We start from the raw sequence: 21,876 nt of genomic DNA on the forward strand, positions 1-21,876 counted from the left end.
AAATACCAGCGAAGGATTAATTTTACTACATGACTTGGGAAAAGGAAATCAGGGCTTTTGGCTATTACCTGAAAATTGAGCGCTCGCTCCAGGACAATTCCATTCTGGCTTACCGGCAAGATGTGGAAAAAGTGGCTGCCTATATGGGTAAAAATTTTCCCCATATCGCTCCGGATAAAGTACAACTGTACCACCTGAGGCAATTTGTAAATGATTTGGCTGCACTGAATATTTCAGAGTTTTCACAGGCGAGAATCATTTCCGGCATCAAAGCCTTTTACAAATACCTGATGTATGAGGACAAAATTCTGGACAATCCCGCCCTGCTTTTGGAGGCCCCAAAACTTACCAGGACTTTACCTGATACATTAAGTTATACTGAAATTGAAAAACTGCTGGATGCCATTCCTTTGGGAGAGCCGGAAGGGCATCGCAACAGGGCCATGCTGGAGATGTTGTATAGCAGCGGGCTACGGGTATCCGAACTGACTCATTTGAAAACGGGGCACTATTATAAGGATATTGGATTCTTACGTGTAACCGGAAAAGGCGATAAGGAAAGACTCGTGCCTGTAGGCAAGTCTGCTGCCAAATACCTGCGCCTGTACCTGGAGGAGGTCCGGCTGCACCAATCCATAGCTAAAGGAAATGAAGAGTACATTTTTCTAAACCGCAGGGGAAAAAAACTCTCCCGAGTGATGGTTTTTCTCATCATCAAAAAACTGGTCAAAGCAGCCGGAATCCAAAAGAAAGTAAGCCCCCATACGTTCAGGCACAGTTTTGCTACCCACCTAGTAGAGGGTGGGGCAGACCTCAGGGCAGTGCAGGAAATGCTGGGTCACGAAAGCATTACCACCACAGAAATTTACACCCACCTGGACCGGGATTACCTCCGGCAGGTCTTGAACGAATTTCTTCCCGGTAATAAGAAATAAGGTTTTGAAATAGGAGAAACCTGTCACCTGATTTCAGGCATGTTTTTTGAAAGCGGGTATCTCAAATACTGAATCAGTCAATTCAAAAAAGGCAGCAATACCATGAATAATAAAGTATTATATTTCCTTGGATTAGTCATCTGGTTGATGACCCTCCCTTTTTCGGCAGATGCCCAGGAAAAGCTCAATAAACTGGTGCAGGAAAGAAAAACCCTGCACCAGGAATGGCAGGCCTCTGAAAGTCAAAAGTCTGGTATTTTTGGCAACCGCACCAAGAAAGACATGAAGGCCACCAATGAATGGATGAACCGGATCATCCAAAAAGACAACCAGATCATGCAGGAACTGGAAATGCTCAAAGACATACAGACCACCACCATCGGCTACGAAAAAGAGGACTACAAATTCATTGCACACAAAGCAGAGGCGGATATTGTGAAACTCAAACGGGCCCTCCGTGAAAAAGACGGTGATATATTGGAAGAAAAAGAGAAAAAACGAACCTATGAATGGACTACTTTGATATTTTTTCTAAGCAGTATGGTTCTTGGTTTCATGTATTATCGAAAAAAATCTAAAGGTTCCTGATCTTCCAATGAATCAATTCGGGGGTTTTATTTCTTTTTTGTTTTAAAATCCGGGGGGTTTTGATAATTTCATTTTTTAAAACCCATCAACACATGAGCAAACTGATCATCAATAGTTTTGAAGACTTTCAACAATATATTGGCAAAGACCTCGGAATATCGGATTACCACCGGGTAAGTCAGGAACAGATTAACCTTTTTGCTGATGCCACTTTGGACCACCAGTGGATCCACACTGATCCCGAAAAAGCCAAGGCAGAAGGCGCATTTGGCGGCACCATTGCACATGGATACCTGACCCTTTCCCTGGTACCCTTTTTATGGAACCAGATCGTACAGGTCAATAATCTCAAAATGATGGTCAATTATGGTATCGAAAATCTGAGATTTGCAAACCCTGTGAAAGTAAATGACGAGATCAGAATGAAGGCAAGCCTCGCCAATATCAGCGATCTGCGGGGAACTATCAAAACAGAAATGCAGGTGAAAATCGAGATCAAGGGAGAAAAAAAACCTGCCCTTTCAGCCCATTTGATTTTCTTATACCATTTTCAATAATTCTAAGATAGACACTGACCTATTAAATAAAAACAGCACCAACGAGGTGCTGTCTTTATCATTGTTAAAAACCTAATCTAAACTTATTCCAGTCTATTTCTTTCCTCCGTGCTACCACTTCTCTGAGAAACTTTGAATTGTTCTCCCTGAGCAAATTTCCAGCGTAGGGTAAACCGTACACCTTGCATGCTGTTGTACTGCTGCACATCGGTATCAATGCGATGAAAGTCTATATTGCCCTTAAATTTCATGGTCCTGAAAATATCTGTCCCATTTACAGTTAAGCTTAGCTTGTCATCGTAAAATGTTTTAGTTACCCCGGCATCCACCCAGCTCATGGCATTGATCTTTAACTGTCCGTCCCGAAAGGGGCTTCGGTAAATTCCAATCAATTCCAACCTGAATCCTTTAGGCAGGTTAATGTTATGTTGGGTCCTGGCCATAAAGGAAAATTGTTTTTCATCCAACAGCTCATCTCCTAGCTGGGACTGGAAAGTATTCCCGTTAAATTGCAACATATTGCTGGTACTGTACCAGGAGGCAAACTCAATCGGAAGTATGGCTCTCAGGCTAAGGTTCTGCGTCCGGTCCAGGTTTTGCATCTGAATGCGGGTTTTTCTGGTTTCATCATCCTGCACCATGATCTGCCCAAATGCATTTTCGGTCTGGGAATAGGAAAGGGAAACCTGATAGGCGTTTTTGATGATGTGGTTCATCTCAACATTATTGGCATATTGCGGCCTCAATTGGGGGTTACCTTCCTCGGTGGTAAGCGGGTCGATGTAAAACACATAAGGATTCAATTGCCGGTAATGAGGCCTGGTAATCCTGCGATTTACATTGTAAACGATTTGGTAATTCTCATTTACCTGATGCTGCAGGTACAGGCTGGGAAATAGGTTCAGGTATTCCTGGCTGTTGACCTGAGAGGAGCTTACTGAGTTTCCTTCAATATCTGCATATTCTGCCCTCAAGCCTGCCTGGAAATTCAATTGCTCACTTATCGCTCCCTTATAGGAGGTGTAGGCTGCCAGCACCTGCTCCTTGTAAATGAAGTGGTTGCTGTTTGGGTCAGGGTTAAAGGCTCCTTCTTCCACACTTTTGGAAATGTCCAGCCGGTTATCTGAGTTTACCCAACTGCCTTTCAGGCCTGCTTCCAATTGCTTCCCTTCCCCTAGTGGCCGGGTAAAATCAGCCTTGGCCGTATAAATGGTATAGACCATTTCATTTCCCGTCCGGATCCTGTCTGAGGTTCCTTCCTCCGTATTTTCATTCAACCAGTAACGGTTGTTCAGCATGCCCAGGCTGTTGGCATCCATTTGGGTATAATCCAGGTCAGCGGTAAACTTGGTTCCCAGAGTATCCAGGGTGGCAATATAATGTAGATTACCAAAAATCCGGTAATTGTCAGAATCCGAATCATTGCGTGCATTCAGGAAATTCCTATCTGTATTTTCCGGATTTGAAATATTGGTGAGGGAATTCCCATCCTCGGTACCTTTCTGAGCAGAAGCCTGAAGGTTGATGCCCAGGCTGTGTTTGTCATTGATTTGATAATCAGTACCTCCGGAAAAAAACAGGTTATTCCTCAAAAGCTTTAATCTGGCCTCCTGGTCAAATTCGGAAAGCCCGTTTTCCAATTGAAACCTCCTGAGTATATCCAGGTCAATGAACCTGCCCCATTCATTGTAATTCAGACTGGCATTGGAAGTCCATTTGTTTCTTTTGACATTCAGTGTAGCTCCTGCGGAGGGAGTATGCAGTCCATTGTATTGGTTTCCTATATGAATATTTCCATTGGTACCATTAAAATTATTTTTCTTTAATACAAGGTTGATTACACCAGCTGCGCCCTCGGCATCATACTTTGCGGGGGGATTGCTGATTACCTCTATGCTCAGGATATTGTCTGCCGGCATGGCCCGCAGAAAGTTGGCCAGGTCAGATGCACTCATATAGGTTTGTCGCTCATCTATGAGTACAATTACCCCGGATCTGCCATTCAGGCTAATGTTGCCATCAGCATCTACAAATACCCCTGGTGAACGGCCTACCACATCCAAAACCGTATTTCCTTCAGCCATCACTGTCCCGGCCACGTTGACGATGGTTTTGTCTGCCTGTACCAATACATTGGGCTTGGCCGCATTCACCGTAACTTCGTCCAGTGCCGACATTTCATCGGTCAATTGAATTTTTCCAAAGTCCTTTTCTAAACCGGCTTCTAGCAAAAAGGGCTTACTTCTGTAAGGCGAGAAACCCAATGTAGAAATGCTGAGGCTAACCTCTTTAATGACATTCGTTTGCAAGGTAAAGTGACCGGATTCGTCAGAAATCACAGCTGTTACCAACGCTTCAGATGGCATTTCCAATAAGACAACATTGGCAAAGGGCAGGGGATCTCCCTTTTCATCTATTAAGGTGCCAATTACAGTAGCTGATGGCTGTTGAGCAGCCAGGTGGCTCCATCCAAGCAAAAATAACAATGCGGTAGCAAATAAGTGCTTTTTTAAGTTCATGGTCATAGGTATCAAATCGTTCTATGCCATGATAAGGGAAAAAGGTGCCAAACCCCAAAAAATAGTTTAAAATACTGTATTTCAATGCTTTATAAAACAGGCTGTTCGATTTACTGTCTCAAAACCGAACACCTTCATTGTTCGCTAACCGAACAATAAAAAACCCCCAGGGAAATTCCCGGGGGGTCAGGTATGATACATTAAGCTACCTCCAGTTATTTGGCGGCAGCGAATTTTTTAGCCACTTCCTCCCAATTCACCACATTCCAGAAAGCTGCAATGTAATCTGGTCTCCTGTTTTGGTAGTTCAAATAGTAAGCATGCTCCCAAACATCGAGTCCAAGAATAGGCGTACCTTTGGTCTCAGCAATATCCATCAAAGGATTGTCTTGGTTTGGTGTAGAACTTACCTGTAATTCGCCATTGCTTACGCTAAGCCAAGCCCATCCGGAGCCAAATCTGGTGGCAGCTGCATTGGCAAATTCTTCTTTAAACTTATCAAAAGAACCAAATTTCTTATCTATAGCAGCAGCCAATTCTCCGGAGGGTGTTCCACCGCCCTTAGGAGATAGGATGGTCCAGAAAAGTGAGTGGTTGTAATGTCCACCCCCATTGTTTCTGACGGCGGCAGATGCGGAGGATATCCCCTTCATGATTTCTTCAATGCTTTTAGATGCCAGATCTGAGCCTTTTACAGCATCGTTCAACTTGGTCACATAAGCATTGTGGTGCTTGCCATGATGGATCTCCATTGTCTTGGCATCGATATGTGGTTCCAATGCATTTTTCTCGTAAGGTAAACTAGGAAGTTCAAAAGCCATTATTTTATTTTTTAAAGTTAAACATAAAGTTAGTTGATGGTATTGGGTTCATTTTAAAAACCTACCATTACAAACCAATGATCTCCAAAAATGGTTCTTTTATTCCTTTGAATCTCTAATTTCTGAGATTTCTGAAAAATGCCTGCAACAAAATCTGGGAATTCTCCTGCAATAGTCCAGCTGTAACCTTTGTCTTGGGATGGAGCAGGCTGCTGCCCAGACGGGTAAAACCTCTTTTGGGGTCTGCGGCACCATAATGCAATTCCCCCAGCTGAGCCCAGTAGGCGGCACCGGCGCACATGGCACAGGGTTCGAGGGTAACATATAACCTGCATTCCGGTAAATACTTGGAGCCAAGTGTATTGGCAGCAGCGGTAATCGCCAGGATTTCCGCATGTGCGGTCACATCGGTGAGCCTTTCAGTTTGGTTATAAGCTTTGGCAATGATTCGGTTTTTCACTACCACCACAGCACCGACCGGGATTTCCCCTTCTTCAAAAGCCACCTGGGCTTGCTTCATGGCTTCCTGCATCCAGTATTCATGAGAGTAAATTACAGGTTCTGCCATTAAAAAAACATATCAAAAATTTCTTCCCTAACTCCTTTATTGATAATGAGTGCCAGGATAAGGGAAACTATAAGCCCTATGCCGGCTTTGACCAAATCATTCTTGGCCAGTCTGTATGCCCTGACCAAACGGGCCTTTCTTTTTTTCAGCTTTTTGGATTTAGCCAGGGCGATGGATAATTCCCTGCCTCCCAAAAGACCTATAAACACCCAGGTGGTACTCATAGGCATGTTGCTGTATGCCTTGAAATAAAAGAGAATTACAGCATAAACCAGGTCTACAATGGTGGCAGCCCTGACATCTGTGACACGGGTTTTTTCATTGACGATACCCTGAATTTTATCGCCCTTCATATAGAAAAGTACTCCCAGTCCCAGAAAAACGAAGCCGGTATAGGCTGAAAATTCCCATACATTGAGCTGCCGGGGTAAAAATACAGCTATATTAGCTGCATCCTGCATGATCCATACTGCCCACAGACAGCCGGAAGTAATCCACTGTAGGAAATACCAATAATTCCGGGGCTTTCCCTTGAGGTAATTGGTCACAAATTTTTCCAATACATACCAAACAATGATGGCCAATATAAAGGCTACAAAATACCCGATAAAACTTTTTTGCATGACACCCAGTATGGTGCCCGCCTTGTAGGTAAATACATTCAGCAACAAAAAGGTGGTAGAGACAGGCATTCTCAACCTGGTCATGACCAGCAATACAATCGGAGCTGCAATCTGCAGAAATACGAAGCTTTGAGGTGCCTGATCCAGCCCATCTACCTGAAGTCGCTGGTAACTCACATCCCCATTGTAAGTAAACCAACTGTAGGTAACCGTTCCGACAAAAATCAAACCCATAAAAAGCCAAAGAAAATACCATTTCCGGTTTTGGTTGGAAGCGATGAAAGTGCCTATGGTTTGTATGCTGTCATTGGCAATGGCGGAATAAGCGGCCAACATAAAACCAAACCACATGGCGGCGTAGGTGTATGGGGTGATGATACCCGCCACGGAAATCAAAATACAAATGATCAGCAAAAATGACTTTTCCTTTTTTGTAAAATCAAACAGGGAATAAGCTGCTTTGGATAAAGCATCCTGGTTTATATTTTGATCTTTTAGTTTGGCCATAAGTTGGTTTTGGCTTGGATTAAGGATGCAAATTAAACAAGAATTTCTAAGGAAGTTGTTACCAAATTGTTAAGTCCCACGCCATGCCTACAATAAAACATTCCCAAAATCATCTGGAAAGATCCCGATGCTTGCCAAAAATATAAAGATTTTATCTCTAACCCATTCAAATGCGTGTTTTTTAATCAAATCTACCGGTGCTAATCCGAAATTTCATTTTTAACATAAGTTTTACCTGAAAAGCGTGTAATTCTCTTTTCTCTATACGTATTTTGCAGCTTCAAATAGCCTGAATATCTAGCATTTTTAAATGACCAAAACTCTGGAAGGCAATACCTATAAAAGAAATGTGATCATGGCAGCCACTGTGGTTCTAGGCTTGTTGTTTTTCATGTTTTCCATCGACTTTTTGACTTATGCACTGGCCAGCCTTAACAATGATGTCGCCAATACCCTATTTATGGCCACCATCAACCCCTTCGTAGGACTGTTTATTGGTTTGCTGACAACCGCTTTGATCCAATCCAGCTCTACCGTTTCTGCCATGGTGGTGGTACTGGTAGCATCCGGAAACCTGAGCCTGGCGCAGGCGGTTCCCCTGATCATGGGGGCAAATATTGGTACTACCCTTACCAGTACCCTGGTGGCTTTTGGATATATCATGAAGAAAAAATCATTTCGAAAAGCACTTTCTGCAGGTGTATTGCATGATATATTCAATATCATATCCGTCATCATCCTATTGCCTCTTGAAATCTATTTCGGGGTTTTGAGTGAGATGGCTGCCTGGATTACACTGGGCTTTGTCGGGGAAAGCCAGCTTCTGAATGGAGAAGCCGTCTATCAGGGCTTTTTCCTCAGACCACTCAGCATTTACCTTTCCCAGGTTTTGCACTGGCCCTTGCTTTCCCTCTTTGCCGGAGTTCTGATCCTGGTAGGCTCCATCAAAATGCTATCCGCCCTGGCTTACAAATCACTGATTACTCCCAATTTTAAAAAGGTCCGGAAACACATATTCCATTTCCCTTTTCGCTCTTTTGCCTATGGCATGTTTTTTACCGCTGCGGTGCAATCGAGTACCATTACCACTTCCCTGATGGTAACAGCCGTAGCTACCGGAAAGGTAGCTTTGCGAAGGGTTTTCCCTTTCATTATGGGGGCCAATGTGGGCACCACCATTACAGCAGTAATCGCCGCCTTGTACAAAACTGAAGCAGCCATCAGCGTAGCCATTGTTCATGTCTTGTTCAACCTTATCGGCAGCCTGATTTTCCTGCCCTTCCCTGGCATTCGGGAGATTCCGGTTAGACTGGCAAAAAATTTCGGCAAAACCACCGCCAATACCCGGGTGGTAGGCTTTGCCTATATCCTCCTTACGTTTTTTGTGATCCCCTTCTTTCTGATCTATTTCAACCAATCGGAGGCCAAACCTGAATCGGTGGATAAATCAAAGCAACCGGTCGCAAGGGAAATCTCAATTACTCCGATTGATCCCCCAGGTAAGCATCCATGATTTGTACCCCACTACTGGTACCAATCCGATCTGCTCCGGATTCGATCATTTCAAGGGCCTGATCAAGGGTTTTGATGCCTCCACTTGCTTTGATGCCTACCTGGCTGGGCAGGTATTGCCGCATCTGTTTAATAGTGGCGGCTTTTGCACCCTCTGGAGCGAAGCCTGTAGATGTTTTGACAAAGTCCACTCCGGCATCCCTACATAGGGTACAGGCATCACGCAATTCTTCCTCATCCAGATAGGCTGTTTCCACAATTACCTTCAGAAACCGTTCTTCCTCATGGCAGCACTTGGCCAACTGGGCCAATTCTATTTTAGGCCAGTTCATGCCAGATTTAAAAGCGGATAGCGCCCAGACCACGTCCAATTCATCTGCTCCATCACTGATGGCCTGTTGCGTTTCAAATACCTTGGTTTGAGTCATGCCATATCCCAATGGAAAACCGATAACCGTCACCACTTGAATGTCCTCCCCTGACAGTTCCCGCTTTACCTTCTTTACCCAAAAAGGAGGTACGCAAATACCCCTGAACTGGTATTTTCTGGCCTGGTCTGTCAACAATCTTATCGCCCGCTCATCCACTGTAGGATGCAAGGCCGTGTGTTCAATATATCGATGCAAATTTTTCATTAGTCAATCAAATTGTGGATATTCGTGTGTTTATGGAATACTTGATCCTCGGCCTGGGCTGGTTGTTTTTCTATGTCAGCCATACCTTCCTGGCAAGCCTCAATATAAAAAGAAAAATCAAAGCCTGGATGGGTAATGGGTACAAATGGTATCGATTGTGCTATAGTCTGTTTGCGACCCTCACCTTCTTTGCCCTTTTGCTTTTTGCAGGAAGCATCGATCCCCTTTGGTTGTTTGTTTCGACCAACTGGACTACCTATCTGGGTTTTATGCTGGCCACCTTTGGAACCATCATTGCCATGAAAAGCATGAAAGGGGTCTCTACAGGCAAGTTTATCGGGCTAAAGCCACATGATGACCTGAAGGAAAAACAACCGCTGATCACCGGGGGATGGTACCAATACATGCGGCACCCTCTCTATGCAGGCCTGATCCTCATCTTTTTAGGATACCTGTTCTACTTACCCAATCTGGCCTCTCTGATCCATCTGCTGGCACTTTTGTTCTACCTTCCTTTTGGCATTTACCATGAAGAAAGAAAGCTACTGGAACAGTATGGTGAAAGTTATGCCAACTACCAAAACAAGGTTCCCCCACTCCTACCCCGATTCAAAATATGAATGAACTTATCCTATATTCCGTCCTCTTACTCCTGGTATTGACCCACCTGGTATTGGCCAGCCTGCTGTACAGAAAAATCAACAAAGACACCCGGCTCGACTTCCATGAAAAAAATGACTGGCGCCTGAAAGCCCTGATATTTCCCGCCTACTATTGGTTTAAGTATAAAAAACAAACCTAAACTCCTGATTCTTTTCCAGGAAATAGCATTGACCTCAGGAAAGGTTCCAATCCACCAAACCGATTAAAATCTAAGGTATCCGGAAAAACCATTCATTTCCCGCCATTTTCCCAAATTCCAATTTCAGAAAGTTCTCCACAAAAAAAGCCCACCTGTGCAGTGGGCTTTGATTAAATTGAAGGCAGCGATGGTTTTAAATGGCCCAGGCTTTGTCTCCTTTTTTGTACTCCATACAAGGGTCATACCTTCCCGGAGTTTCCACAAAACGCAAGGCCTGTGTAGCACCAATTTCTGAGGTAAAGTAACCCAAGAGGGTCAAATCCTTGATCATCAGAATATATTTTGCTTCTTCGTTGTTATCAGCATTCTGATCCATGGCAGCTTTATTAAGCTGGTTCAGAAAAGCTGTCCTTTCTTCCACAGAAGCCTCCATAAAATCTTTGCCTACTTCAGATTTAAAATTGCTTTTCAGGCTATTGAGACCATTGATAAAGCTTTTTTGTTGTTCCTCTGTGTAGGTATCTTTGACCATCATCGCCATAAAAGATCCGATGCCGGCTGCTTTGGCTCCCGGGGTATCCGTTGCAGGAATGATGGCTTCTCCGATTTCGTCCATGTAGGCCAATTCCTCCTCCGAGAAATCCAATCCTTCGATTTGCTTTTCGGGCGCACAACCGGTGAGGATTACATTGGCCCCTACCATGGTACCTCCCATCATGAGAACCACACTCTTGAGGGCCTCTCTTCTGTTCATTATAGTCATCTTGATTCTTTTTTGGGTTTTACAAATTACCTTTCTTCAGTTCTTCCACAGCAAAACTCGCCGCTCTGGCTGTCATGGCCATGTAAGTCAGCGAAGGGTTTTGGGCTGCGGCAGAAACCATGGCTGCACCGTCTGTCACAAAGACATTTTTGGCGTCCCATACCTGATTGTTGCCATTCAAAACAGAAGACTTGGGATCTCTCCCCATCCTTGCTGTACCCATTTCATGGATTCCTTGTCCGAAGGTATATCCATTGTCATACGTGCTTACATTTTTAACTCCGGCAGCTTCCAACATTTCTGCAGCATCGTTCATCATGTCCACCCGCATTTTCTCTTCATTATCCCGGATGGCTGCATCCATTTCCAAAACATACATCCCCCATTTATCCTTCTCAGTTTTACTGAGCTTGATGGTATTGTCGTGGTAAGGAAGGATTTCTCCAAAGGCAGTCATGCCCAAGGTCCAGGCTCCTGGTTCGGTAAGCTCTGCCTTTAAAGGAGCTCCAAAATCCAGCTCAGCGACGGTTCTGCTCCATCCCTGTCTGCTGGCTCCTCCCTGATAACCAAATCCCCGGACATAATCCCTGCTTTCATTACCCACATTCCTGTACCGGGGTACATAGAAGCCACCCGGCCTTCTGCCAAAGTAATACTTATCCTCATAGCCTTCTACGGTGCCATTGGCTCCCAGACGGAAGTGGTGGTCCATTACATTGTGGCCCAACTCACCGGAACTGCTGCCAAGACCTTCCGGCCAGATATCGGTAGCAGATCGCATCAATACTGCCGTGGAATTGAAGGCTGACGCACAAAGAAAAACTATTTTGGCATCGAATTCATAAGTCTCGTTGGTTTCTCCGTCAATGATCTCCACTCCGGTAGCCTTTTTGCTGTCCTTGTCATACAGGACCCTGGTAACAATCGACCATGGCCGAAGTGTCAGGTTTCCTGTGGCTTCAGCCGCAGGAAGTGTAGAAGACTGTGTACTGAAGTAGCCCCCAAAAGGACATCCCAAAGAGCATTTGTTTCGGTACTGACAACCCGGTCTGCCCGGAAGGGGCTGTGTAATATTGGCCACCCGGGCATTGGTCATTACCCTGGATCCATCAAAGTGATTTTTCAGCCGCTCTGCTACATCCTTTTCTACGCAGTTTAAAGGAATAGCCGGCATAAATTCTCCGTCAGGTAAGATATCCAAACCATCCTTGTTACCGGAGATACCGGCAAATTTCTCTACATAACTGTACCAGGGCGCCAGGTCTTTGTAGCGTATGGGCCAATCCACGGCGATGCCTTGTTTGGCATTGGCCTCAAAATCTATGTCTGCCCAACGGTAACTTTGCCGTCCCCAGAGCAGGGAACGACCCCCTACCTGATAGCCCCTAAACCAGGTAAATGGTTTCTTCTCTATATATGGAGAGTCATCTTCATGTGCCCACCAGTCCAGATTGAGTTCGTTCAGCACATAATCCCTCCGCAGGTTAGGATGGTTCTCCAACATTTCAATGGTTCTCCTACCCCTGTGTGGAATTTCCCAGGGTGCTTTGGTTGCATTTTTATAGTCCTGTACATGTTTGACATCAGGTCCCCTCTCCAAAAGAAGGACTTTCAAACCCTTCTCAGTCAGTTCTTTTGCTGCCCATCCGCCGCTGATTCCGGAACCAACGACAATAGCGTCATAACTTTGATTAGCCATATATATAAATTGTTTATTTTAGGTGTTGCAATACTATTGATATTTTTAAAGAATTCGTATGATTTTATCCTTTTACTCTTTTTATTCCACGCTATTTATAAATACTCTAAATTATTTTATCCATGATTTACTCCGTAGATAACTCCCTGGATTGCTGAATGTTTTTCCTGTCCCGGCGAAGGGCATTGGCCTTCCTGAAGTCATTGTCTTTGAAAAAAATCACAAACAATATGGTGACAATGAACGCAATTCCTGAGGGTATCAGCCAGATTTTTTTCCAATCGTGTACACCGTCGGCAAAATACAAATCAGAAACAAAGCCCGCAATCCAAAAACCAATCAACATCCCTACGCCATAAGTGGCCAGGGTGATCAGGCCCTGAGCCGCACTTTTGTATTTAGGACCTGCTTTGGAGTCCGTATAAATCTGACCTGATACAAAGAAGAAATCATAACAGATCCCATGCAGGGCAATACCGATAATCAGCAGGTAAGTCCCCTCTCCGGCATCCCCAAAAGCAAAAAAGACATAGCGCACCACCCAGGCCAGCATGCCTACCACAAGGGTGACTTTTAAGCCAAATTTCCTGAAAAAGAAAGGCATCAGCAAAAGAAACAATACTTCTGATACTTGCCCGATGGTCATTTTGCCAGTAGGATTAGAAAGCCCCACCTCAGAAAGGAAAGGATTGGCATTCTGGTAATAAAAGGCCAGCGGAATACAGATCAAAACTGAGGAAATAAAGAAGATGGCAAAATCTTTGTCTTTTAGTAACTTCAGGGCATCCAAACCCAGCAATTCGGAAATGGATTGCTTTTCATTACTTCTTGCGGCCGGAGGAGTGGCGGGTAAGGAAAAAGCAAAAAGCCCCAGAACCAGCGAAGAAACAGAAGACATCAGAAAAGTATTGCGCAGCATACCCTCTCCAATCGCAGCTGAGCTGTCCCAGACAAAGAAAAAACTGATCATCAGACCGGAAGCTATCCAACCAATGGTACCCCAAACCCTGATGCTGCTAAACTCTTTGGAAGGATCCTTCATTTGGCTGAAAGAGACGGAATTGACCAGGGCCAGGGTAGGCATGTAAATCAGCATGTAAAGGAATACATAGGGATAGAAGGCAGCAAAACTGTCTGAAATAAACATCAGGTACATCAGCACTGCCCCCAGTAAATGCAAAATACCCAGAATCTTTTCCGCATTGAAATACCTGTCAGCTATCAAACCTATCACAAAAGGTGCAATGATGGCCCCAAATGACTGGGTAGAAAAGGCGGCCGCCAGTTGGGCCCCATTTGCCTCCAGATTATTACCCAAAAAAGTACCCAAAGTAACATACCAGGAGCCCCAGACAAAAAACTCCAGAAACATCATCAGGGAAAGCTTAAATCGGTTATTGGTCGTCATGTTTATACAGGATTATAGTTTCTGTCGGGGGTAATCAGCCTTCAAACTATTGTGGGATTTATTTAAATTTAAGCCAATTTAATGTAAATTTATCATTTCAGAAAGTGAGAGAGCTAATCTCAGTCTGGCATTTGGGTATTTTAATTCAAGCAGACATGCATTGCATTTCTTACACCTGAAAATAAATATAGAAGTTTAAATCGAACTAAAAAAACCAGTAAACCAAAGATCAGAATAATGAGCAACAGAAAACTTAAAATGGGGATGATAGGTGGTGGTCCGGGCTCTTTTATAGGAGCCGTACACAGGATATCAGCTGCCATGGACGGAATCATTGAACTGGCTGCAGGAGCTTTTAGCAGCAATCCCGAAAAGTCTGCTGAAACAGGCAAAGAACTATTTTTGCCTGCCGAAAGGGTATATGGATCCTACGATGAAATGTTTGCCAAAGAAAAGCAATTACCCGAGGAGGAAAGAATAGATTTTGTCGCCATCGTTACCCCCAATCATGTGCATTTTGATCCTACCAAAAAAGCTTTGGAAAATGGCTTCCATGTGGTATTGGATAAGCCCATGACTTTTAATTACGAGGAAGCCAAAACACTCAATAAAATTATTGAAGAGACCGGTCTTCTATTTTGTCTGACCCATACTTACACCGGATATCCCATGGTCAAAGAAGCAAGGCACCTAATAGCTACCGGGGTATTGGGTAAGATCAGAAAAGTTTATGTAGAATATCCACAAGGCTGGCTCTGGACCTCTCTGGAGAAAACGGATTACAAACAGGCCATCTGGCGAACTGATCCCAATAAAAGCGGCATCGCCAACTGCATGGGCGATATTGGCACACACGCCTTTAATCTGGCAGAATATGTAAGTGGACTAAAGCTGACAAAGCTTTGTGCAGATTTAAACATAGTGGTGGAAGGCAGGACCCTGGACGATGATGGTGCCGTATTGTTGAAATTTGATAATGGTGCCTCAGGGGTATTGATGGCCACCCAAATTGCCTCCGGTGCAGAAAACAATATTAAGATCAGGGTGTTTGGTGATAAGGCCGGGTTGGAATGGGAGCAGGACAATGCCAATTCCCTGATCGTTAGGCATCCGGAAGCCCCGGATCAGATTTACCGTACCGGCGGGAATATCCCCTACCTTTCTTCCTGGGCCATGGAGAATATCCGTACCCCGGGTGGGCATCCGGAAGGCTACCTGGAAGCTTTTGCCAACCTGTACCGCAATTTTGCCAGAACCTTGTATGCCAGAAAGAATGGAGAGCAGCCCTTAAAGGAATGGGAAGACTTTCCGGGAGCCGAAGATGGACTCCGAGGCATGGCTTTTGTAGAACATGTGGTGAAGAGTGGGAAATCTAACGAAAAATGGACTAAATTTGAACTTTAAAAAACAAAGACCCTTATGAAAACCATTAAAGGACCAGCCTTATTTTTGGCGCAGTTTGCAGATGATGTAGCACCTTTTAATAACCTGAAGGACATTTGTACCTGGGCAGCAAGTATTGGGTACAAAGCGGTACAAATCCCTACCTGGGATGCCCGCCTCATTGACCTGCAGAAGGCAGCTGAAGACATGAATTATGTCAAGGAAATTCAGGCTACCGTCAAAGCTGCGGGAGTGGAAATATCCGATTTTTCTACCCACCTCCAGGGACAGCTGGTGGCCGTACATCCAGCCTATAATGAATTATTTGATGCTTTTGCCCCGGCAGAACTGGCCGGAAATCTCAAAGGAAAGCAGGAATGGGCCGTACAGCAATTGATGTGGGCAGCCAAAGCCTCCAAAAATTTTGGTATGAATACCCATGCTACCTTTAGTGGCGCACTGATGTGGCATACCGTTTATCCATGGCCACAGCGTCCTGCAGGCCTGGTGGACACCGGATTTGAAGAATTGGCCAAAAGGTGGCTTCCCATCCTGGATGAATTTGATAAATATGGCGTAGACGTCTGTTATGAATTGCATCCGGGAGAGGACCTGCACGATGGAGTCACTTTTGAACTGTTCTTAGAAAAGGTAAACCACCACAAAAGGGCCAATATCCTGTATGATCCCAGTCACTTTGTGTTACAATGCCTGGATTACGTGGAGTTTATCGATATTTACAAAGACAGAATCAAAATGTTTCATGTCAAGGATGCCGAATTCAACCCAACCGGCAGGCAAGGCGTCTACGGCGGCTATTCCAGTTGGGTGGAAAGAGCCGGCAGGTTCCGTTCCCTGGGAGATGGACAGGTAGATTTCAATGCCATTTTCAGCAAACTGTCTCAGTATGGTTTTGACGGTTGGGCAGTATTAGAATGGGAATGTGCGCTGAAACACCCTGAAAACGGTGCCATCGAAGGTGCCAAATTTATCAGTGAAAAAATCATCCGGGTGACGGAGAAAACATTTGACGATTTTGCTTCTACGGGAGCGGATGAAGGATTGAACAAAAAAATATTAGGAATCAATTAATCTATTTATAACAAACAATGAAGTTAAATATCAAGCTAAGCCTGGCTATCCTTGCAAGTGCAATGATGGCAGTATCCTGCGGGGGTTCCGGTGGCGGAAATTCGGAATCTGAATCAACAAGCAGCACACCTACGCCTACTCCCGAACCTCCAAAAGAGGTCAATCTGGAAGAAAAGTACAAAGACGATCCCATATTTATCAAAGGGGTGGAACTGATGCAGCAAAATGACTGTCCCAGTTGCCACATGATTGAAAGAAAAATAGTGGGTCCATCTTATGCCGATGTAGCCGCAAAATATGAGAGTACCGAAGAAAATGTAGAATTGCTTGCCGGCAGGGTCATTGCAGGTAATGTGGGTGTTTGGGGAGAAATTCCTATGCCTGCCCATCCGGCTTTGTCTGAAGAGGATGCCAAAGACATGGTAAGGTATGTACTCTTGCTAAAAAAATAAATAATGCGAAAAAGAAACCTATCATTGGCGGTATTACTTTTGGCCGTATGGAGCTGTGGCCCTGCTAACCAGGAGAATACCGCGAATGAGGAAAATATCGAGGAAATTATTGTGACGGAAGAAGAATGGATCAGCCTTTTCGATGGCAACAGCCTTACCGGCTGGACCGGATTTGGCAAAGACCAACCCGGGGAAGCCTGGGAAGCAGCGGATGGTGTGCTTTACTTTAATGCCCAGAAGAAGGAAGATGGCGCTACTGGAGGTGATTTGGTTACCAAAGAAGATTTTGGGGATTTTCACCTGGAGGTAGAATGGAAAATCTCTGAAAACGGCAATAGCGGTATCATGTTTCATGTACAGGACAATGGTGAATACGGGGCTCCCTATTTCACCGGACCCGAATACCAATTGCTGGACAACGATGGCCACCCTGATGGAAAGATCGTCACGCACCGTACCGGAGATCTGTATGACCTGATCGAATCCACAGAGGAAGCTTCCAAACCTGTAGGGGAATGGAATAAATCAGAAATCAAAGTAGAAGACGGTCAACTGCAGTTTTTCCTGAATGGGGTAAAAACAGTAGAAACCACACTTTGGGATGATCAATGGAAAGCCATGGTGGCAGATAGCAAGTTCGCCCAATGGGAAGATTTTGCTACCTTCAAGGAGGGTAAAATCGCCTTGCAGGACCACAATGACGATGTCTGGTTCAGAAATATCCGGATCAAAAGATTGTAGTATTAGTTTTTTATTAAGAATAGAAAAGCCGCTGAAACCAGCGGCTTTTTTTATGGAATGAAAATAATATTTCGCCATCCATTTTCAATTTTGGTAAAAAATCCCCCTACCCCCTTAGTAAGGGGGAGTTAGATACGTAGGACCTAAAGGTCACGGTATTACCGCTGGATTTAATCAGCACTTTTCAGTGGCTCCAATTCAGTATTAAATCAGCACTTCAGCTATTCCCCCTTTTTAAGGGGGCAAGGGGGATTTTTACGAGCATTTCTAAATGTTTAGCTCAAAAACCTGTATGAGGAACTCCATTTTTATCTTCCCAATCATCCATAAATGCCCCAATTTCCTGAAGAACAAAAGGCATGGATTTCTTAACTTCGGTATCTAGAAACCTGAGAAAACGTAAACCCATGTTTTCCAAAATCAATTGCCTGTTTTGATCCTCTACGACAGATTCAGCATAAAAGTGGCTACCCCCATCAATCTCAATTACCAATTGCAATTTCCTGCAGTAGAAGTCTACAATATAATTTCCCAGCGGTCTTTGCCTGTTGAATGCATGCCCTCGAAATTGACTTGCCCTTAACTTTTGCCAAAGTAAAACTTCGGAAAGGGTAGCATGAGATCTCAATTCTCTTGAGAATTCTTTCAAATTCTTGTTGTAAGGGACAAATCGCATGAAATAATTTAAAAATTATCGCTTAAAATTCCAGGGTTTTTTTCTTTAAAATTGGGATAAAGGTTAAAATAATATTTGGCGATCGTTTTTCCATTTTGGTAAAAAATCCCCCTTTTTCCCCCTTGGTAAGGGGGATTTTGATACGTAAGGATTTATAAGCACGGAAATTCCGCAGGATTTGCTCAGCCCGTTGAAATGGCACCCATTCAGCACCACTACTCCTGGATTTTCTATATAAACACCAAAAGCCGCTGAAATCAGCGGCTTTTGGTGCGTAAACAATTAAAAGAACTTTATAAATTTAAGCTACAATGGCCTCCAAAATTTTATTTAACGTAGCACTGGGTCGCATCAATTTGGAGGTCTTTTCTCCATCCGGCCGGTAATAACCTCCAATATCCATGGGTTTTCCCTGAGCTGCAATCAACTCCTCATTGATGGCTTTTTCTTTCTCTACCATCTCTTTGGCTACCGGTGCAAATATTTTTTTCAATGCCTCGTCATCATCCTGATTGGCCAGGGCCTCTGCCCAGTACATGGCCAGGTAAAAATGACTGCCCCTGTTGTCTATCTCATTTACTTTTCGGGATGGGGATTTTCCTTTTTCCAGGAATTTGGCCGTAGCCTGATCCAGGGTTTTGCCAAGGACCTTTGCCCGCTTGTTATCAAATGTATCCCCCAGGTGGTCCAGAGAAACTGCCAATGCCAGAAACTCTCCCAGAGAATCCCACCTGAGATGGCCTTCTTCTACAAATTGCTGCACATGCTTGGGCGCAGATCCACCCGCACCTGTTTCAAACAATCCTCCGCCATTCATCAAAGGAACGATGGAAAGCATCTTGGCACTGGTGCCCAGCTCCAGGATAGGGAACAAATCGGTAAGGTAATCCCGAAGCACATTGCCAGTAACCGAAATGGTGTCTTTTCCAGCTTTGATCCTTTCCAGAGAGAATCTGGTTGCTTCCACCGGAGACATGATCCGGATATCCAGTCCACTGGTATCATGGTCTTTCAGGTATTTTTCAACCTTTTGGATCAATTCAGCATCATGTGCCCTGTTTCTATCCAACCAGAATACGGCAGGGGAACCGGTAGCTCTGGCCCTGTTAACGGCCAGTTTTACCCAGTCCTGAACCGGCGCATCCTTGACCTGACACATCCTCCAGATATCATTTTTTTGAACTTCATGCTCCAGAATCACTTTTCCGGATGCATCCGTTACTTTGACCGTTCCATCTGAAGGGATTTCAAAGGTTTTGTCATGAGAACCGTATTCCTCAGCCTTTTGTGCCATGAGACCTACATTGGGTACAGAACCCATGGTGGTAGGGTCAAAAGCACCATGCTTCTTGCAGAAATCTATGGTTTCCTGGTATACGCCTGCATAAGAACGGTCCGGGATGATGGCTTTGGCATCCTGCAATTGATTGTTTTTATTCCACATCTGACCGCTGGAACGAATCATTGCCGGCATGGAAGCATCGATGATCACGTCGCTGGGCACATGGAGATTGGTAATGCCTTTGTCAGAATTGACCATGGCCAGGTCCGGACTGTCTGCATAGCAAGCCTCAATATCGGCTTCAATGGCTTTCTTCTTATCAGCCGGCAACTCGTCCAGGGCGGTTACCACCGCTGCAAACCCATTATTGGGATCTACGCCAAGATTCTTTAAAGTGGCCGCATGCTTTTCAAAAACAGGGGCAAAAAAGACGGTCACCGCATGACCGAAAATGATGGGATCGGACACCTTCATCATGGTGGCCTTCATGTGCAGGGAAAACAGTACGCCTTGCATTTTGGCCTCTTCTTTTTGTTCCTGCAAAAATTTCCTCAGGGCCCAGCTGCTCAAAACAGCCGCATCCACGATTTCTCCGGCCTGAAGCTCCAGCTTCTCCTTCAGTACCTGCTTCTTGCCATCTTTGCTGGTCAATTCTATTTTAACCGATGTGGCTTCAGGGATGGTAACAGATTTTTCGCTACCGTAAAAATCACCCTCCGTCATACTGGCCACATGGGTTTTGGAACCGGAGTCCCATTTGCCCATGCTATGGGGATTATTTCTGGCAAACTGCTTGACAGCCTGCGGGGCCCTGCGATCTGAATTACCTTCCCGCAAAACCGGATTCACAGCAGATCCTTTGACCTTGTCGTATTTAGCCTGAATGTTTTTCTCTTGTTCATTTTGTGGATCATCGGGATAGTCCGGAAGGGGATACCCCTGGGATTGCAATTCCCTGATCGCTGCCTTCAATTGTGGCAGGGAAGCGCTGATATTGGGCAATTTGACAATGTTGGCTTCAGGGGTTTTGGCAATATCCCCCAATTCCGCCAGGGCATCCTGGATCCTTTGATCTGCTTTTAAAAATTCCGGAAAAGTAGCAATGATCCTACCGGAAAGGGAGATGTCTCTGGTTTCTACCACTACCCCGGCCGAATCGGTAAAAGCTTTGATGATGGGCAATAAAGAATAGGTGGCCAGAGCCGGCGCCTCATCTGTAAGGGTATAAAGAATTTTTGGGGTTTTGTCACTCATATGTTTATCTGTTTTCTGATTTTCATTAAAAATGAATGTTGATTTACAATCAATGGCTAAAATACGAAAAAAAATGTATTGAAAGGCCAGGATAATATAATAAACCAAATTCATACAGGTCCAACAAATTTGAAACCATCACGTTTAGAATAGCGACAATCACTTATTCCTATGGCAATTTATCTGATTTTATTTTGGCTTTTATTGACAGGGGGAGAAAGCAAATCATCTGAAGATCTTACTGTTTCCCCGAATGAAAAACAACTGTTTGAGCTGATCAACACCTATCGGATAAGCCGGGGGCTGGAGGCGGTTCCCCTGTCACCTGCCCTGACCCGGGTCGCTCAGGTGCATGCCAAAGACCTGATGGACAATTACCAGCAAAGCAAGCGCTGCAACATGCATTCCTGGTCAAAGGAAGGAGCCTGGACGGACTGCTGCTACAAGGACAATCACAAGGACCCCAACTGCATGTGGGAAAAGCCAAAGGAAATCGCCGGATACGACAGCCCCGGATACGAAATTGCCTACTGGCACTCTGCCGCCGCCCTGCCGGAAGATGCCCTGGAAGTATGGAAAAAAAGTCCGGGTCACCATGCTGTCCTGGCCAATCTGCCACCTTTTAACGCTGCCAACTGGAAAGCCATGGGGGTGGGAATATATAAAGAATATGCGGTGGTCTGGTTTGGGGAGATGGAGGATATTCCATAAAGCCTTATAAAAAGTTGCACCACAGATAGCTCAGATTAATATAGTATTCTCATATCTTCACATTGAAAAGGTAGTTCTTCGAAAGTTTTTCCTAAAGGTATTTTTTTTATATTTAAAGAGGTGTAAAATAAGATAAAGCATGAACTACGACAAGTCATTTCAGGAAAGTGCCAGGTTAGGTTTGGAGGAACTATCCAAGCAATCACCAGTCACCTTGGAACAGGCCCGTCTTCAGGTTCAAAGGCTGAGAAACCAAAACAAATCCGCAATAAGGAAGAAGAAAGTCTTAACAAAATAATATTTGAAAATAACCTTTGGATAAATGATTTAGATTTCTCCAAATTTATC

Annotated in this window: 22 protein-coding genes; 12 read left to right on the plus strand and 10 right to left on the minus strand. The window is 44.5% G+C overall.

Annotated elements, in window-relative coordinates:
* Positions 1 to 29: 29 nt before the first annotated feature.
* The 3 genes from xerD (at position 30) to GL182_RS22090 (ending at position 2,080) form a co-directional block, all read left to right on the plus strand.
* Positions 30 to 935: a site-specific tyrosine recombinase XerD gene (gene xerD / locus GL182_RS22080; protein WP_163381971.1), complete on the plus strand. Its 906-nt coding sequence runs from the start codon at positions 30 to 32 to the stop codon at positions 933 to 935.
* A gap of 102 nt (positions 936 to 1,037) precedes the next feature.
* Entirely contained in the window at positions 1,038 to 1,523 is a 486-nt protein-coding gene (locus GL182_RS22085; RefSeq protein WP_240469927.1) for a Clp protease ClpB, read from the plus strand.
* A gap of 92 nt (positions 1,524 to 1,615) precedes the next feature.
* On the plus strand, positions 1,616 to 2,080 hold the full coding sequence (locus tag GL182_RS22090) for a MaoC family dehydratase (RefSeq protein WP_163381972.1): 465 nt from the start codon (positions 1,616 to 1,618) through the stop codon (positions 2,078 to 2,080).
* An 83-nt stretch (positions 2,081 to 2,163) separates the two neighbouring features.
* Here the strand turns inward: GL182_RS22090 and GL182_RS22095 are convergent, their stop codons facing one another.
* The 4 genes from GL182_RS22095 to GL182_RS22110 form a co-directional block, all read right to left on the minus strand.
* Positions 2,164 to 4,599 (minus strand): outer membrane beta-barrel protein, encoded by a 2,436-nt coding sequence (locus GL182_RS22095; protein WP_163381973.1) that lies wholly within the window; start codon positions 4,597 to 4,599, stop codon positions 2,164 to 2,166.
* 215 nt (positions 4,600 to 4,814) lie between these two features.
* Positions 4,815 to 5,420 carry a superoxide dismutase gene (locus tag GL182_RS22100; protein WP_163381974.1) on the minus strand — a complete coding sequence of 202 codons (606 nt, stop codon included), beginning with the start codon at positions 5,418 to 5,420 and terminating at the stop codon, positions 4,815 to 4,817.
* A gap of 115 nt (positions 5,421 to 5,535) precedes the next feature.
* Positions 5,536 to 5,988, minus strand: coding sequence for a nucleoside deaminase (locus tag GL182_RS22105; protein WP_163381975.1), 453 nt, complete (start codon positions 5,986 to 5,988; stop codon positions 5,536 to 5,538).
* Positions 5,988 to 7,118 carry a hypothetical protein gene (locus tag GL182_RS22110; protein ID WP_163381976.1) on the minus strand — a complete coding sequence of 377 codons (1,131 nt, stop codon included), beginning with the start codon at positions 7,116 to 7,118 and terminating at the stop codon, positions 5,988 to 5,990. Before GL182_RS22110 ends, GL182_RS22105 begins: the two co-directional genes overlap by 1 nt.
* A 310-nt stretch (positions 7,119 to 7,428) precedes the next feature.
* Between GL182_RS22110 and GL182_RS22115 the strand changes: the two genes are divergently transcribed.
* Positions 7,429 to 8,631, plus strand: coding sequence for a Na/Pi symporter (locus tag GL182_RS22115; protein ID WP_163381977.1), 1,203 nt, complete (start codon positions 7,429 to 7,431; stop codon positions 8,629 to 8,631).
* Here the strand turns inward: GL182_RS22115 and deoC are convergent.
* The gene (gene deoC / locus GL182_RS22120) at positions 8,597 to 9,265 is read right to left on the minus strand and encodes a deoxyribose-phosphate aldolase (RefSeq protein WP_163381978.1); all 669 of its coding nucleotides are present in this window, start codon (positions 9,263 to 9,265) and stop codon (positions 8,597 to 8,599) included. The two genes, GL182_RS22115 and deoC, sit on opposite strands and share 35 nt — an antisense overlap.
* A 32-nt stretch (positions 9,266 to 9,297) precedes the next feature.
* Here deoC and GL182_RS22125 point away from each other — a divergent pair, with 32 nt between their 5' ends.
* Positions 9,298 to 9,885 (plus strand): methyltransferase family protein, encoded by a 588-nt coding sequence (locus GL182_RS22125; protein ID WP_163381979.1) that lies wholly within the window; start codon positions 9,298 to 9,300, stop codon positions 9,883 to 9,885.
* A complete protein-coding gene (locus GL182_RS22130; protein WP_163381980.1) occupies positions 9,882 to 10,067 on the plus strand; it encodes a hypothetical protein in 186 nt (61 codons plus the stop codon). Before GL182_RS22125 ends, GL182_RS22130 begins: the two co-directional genes overlap by 4 nt.
* 193 nt (positions 10,068 to 10,260) lie before the next feature.
* On the opposite strand, the gene GL182_RS22135 is transcribed toward GL182_RS22130, so the two are convergent.
* The 3 genes from GL182_RS22135 to GL182_RS22145 all read right to left on the minus strand — a co-directional run bounded on the left by GL182_RS22135 (position 10,261) and on the right by GL182_RS22145 (position 13,937).
* On the minus strand, positions 10,261 to 10,821 hold the full coding sequence (locus GL182_RS22135) for a gluconate 2-dehydrogenase subunit 3 family protein (RefSeq protein WP_163382003.1): 561 nt from the start codon (positions 10,819 to 10,821) through the stop codon (positions 10,261 to 10,263).
* A gap of 28 nt (positions 10,822 to 10,849) precedes the next feature.
* The gene (locus tag GL182_RS22140) at positions 10,850 to 12,529 is read right to left on the minus strand and encodes a GMC oxidoreductase (protein WP_163381981.1); all 1,680 of its coding nucleotides are present in this window, start codon (positions 12,527 to 12,529) and stop codon (positions 10,850 to 10,852) included.
* A 127-nt stretch (positions 12,530 to 12,656) separates the two neighbouring features.
* On the minus strand, positions 12,657 to 13,937 hold the full coding sequence (locus GL182_RS22145) for an MFS transporter (protein ID WP_163381982.1): 1,281 nt from the start codon (positions 13,935 to 13,937) through the stop codon (positions 12,657 to 12,659).
* 237 nt (positions 13,938 to 14,174) lie between these two features.
* Between GL182_RS22145 and GL182_RS22150 the strand changes: the two genes are divergently transcribed.
* The 4 genes from GL182_RS22150 to GL182_RS22165 are packed head-to-tail and all read left to right on the plus strand — an operon-like array spanning position 14,175 to position 17,605.
* Positions 14,175 to 15,341: a Gfo/Idh/MocA family protein gene (locus GL182_RS22150; protein WP_205603710.1), complete on the plus strand. Its 1,167-nt coding sequence runs from the start codon at positions 14,175 to 14,177 to the stop codon at positions 15,339 to 15,341.
* Positions 15,342 to 15,356: 15 nt separating this feature from the next.
* Positions 15,357 to 16,412 carry a sugar phosphate isomerase/epimerase family protein gene (locus tag GL182_RS22155; RefSeq protein ID WP_163381983.1) on the plus strand — a complete coding sequence of 352 codons (1,056 nt, stop codon included), beginning with the start codon at positions 15,357 to 15,359 and terminating at the stop codon, positions 16,410 to 16,412.
* 17 nt (positions 16,413 to 16,429) lie between these two features.
* Complete coding sequence (locus GL182_RS22160) at positions 16,430 to 16,864, plus strand: c-type cytochrome (RefSeq protein WP_163381984.1); 435 nt, start codon at positions 16,430 to 16,432, stop codon at positions 16,862 to 16,864.
* A gap of 3 nt (positions 16,865 to 16,867) precedes the next feature.
* A complete protein-coding gene (locus GL182_RS22165; protein WP_163381985.1) occupies positions 16,868 to 17,605 on the plus strand; it encodes a DUF1080 domain-containing protein in 738 nt (245 codons plus the stop codon).
* 280 nt (positions 17,606 to 17,885) lie between these two features.
* On the opposite strand, the gene GL182_RS22170 is transcribed toward GL182_RS22165, so the two are convergent.
* The gene (locus tag GL182_RS22170) at positions 17,886 to 18,281 is read right to left on the minus strand and encodes an endonuclease domain-containing protein (protein ID WP_163381986.1); all 396 of its coding nucleotides are present in this window, start codon (positions 18,279 to 18,281) and stop codon (positions 17,886 to 17,888) included.
* A 301-nt stretch (positions 18,282 to 18,582) separates the two neighbouring features.
* Complete coding sequence (locus tag GL182_RS22175; RefSeq protein ID WP_163381987.1) at positions 18,583 to 20,817, minus strand: NADP-dependent isocitrate dehydrogenase; 2,235 nt, start codon at positions 20,815 to 20,817, stop codon at positions 18,583 to 18,585.
* A 171-nt stretch (positions 20,818 to 20,988) separates the two neighbouring features.
* Here GL182_RS22175 and GL182_RS22180 point away from each other — a divergent pair, with 171 nt between their 5' ends.
* Entirely contained in the window at positions 20,989 to 21,528 is a 540-nt protein-coding gene (locus GL182_RS22180) for a CAP domain-containing protein (RefSeq protein WP_163381988.1), read from the plus strand.
* A 139-nt stretch (positions 21,529 to 21,667) separates the two neighbouring features.
* A complete protein-coding gene (locus GL182_RS22185; RefSeq protein ID WP_163381906.1) occupies positions 21,668 to 21,826 on the plus strand; it encodes a hypothetical protein in 159 nt (52 codons plus the stop codon).
* Positions 21,827 to 21,876 lie beyond the last annotated feature (50 nt).

Origin of the sequence: Cyclobacterium sp. SYSU L10401 (assembly GCF_010993705.1) — a bacterium.
Classification (GTDB): domain Bacteria; phylum Bacteroidota; class Bacteroidia; order Cytophagales; family Cyclobacteriaceae; genus Cyclobacterium.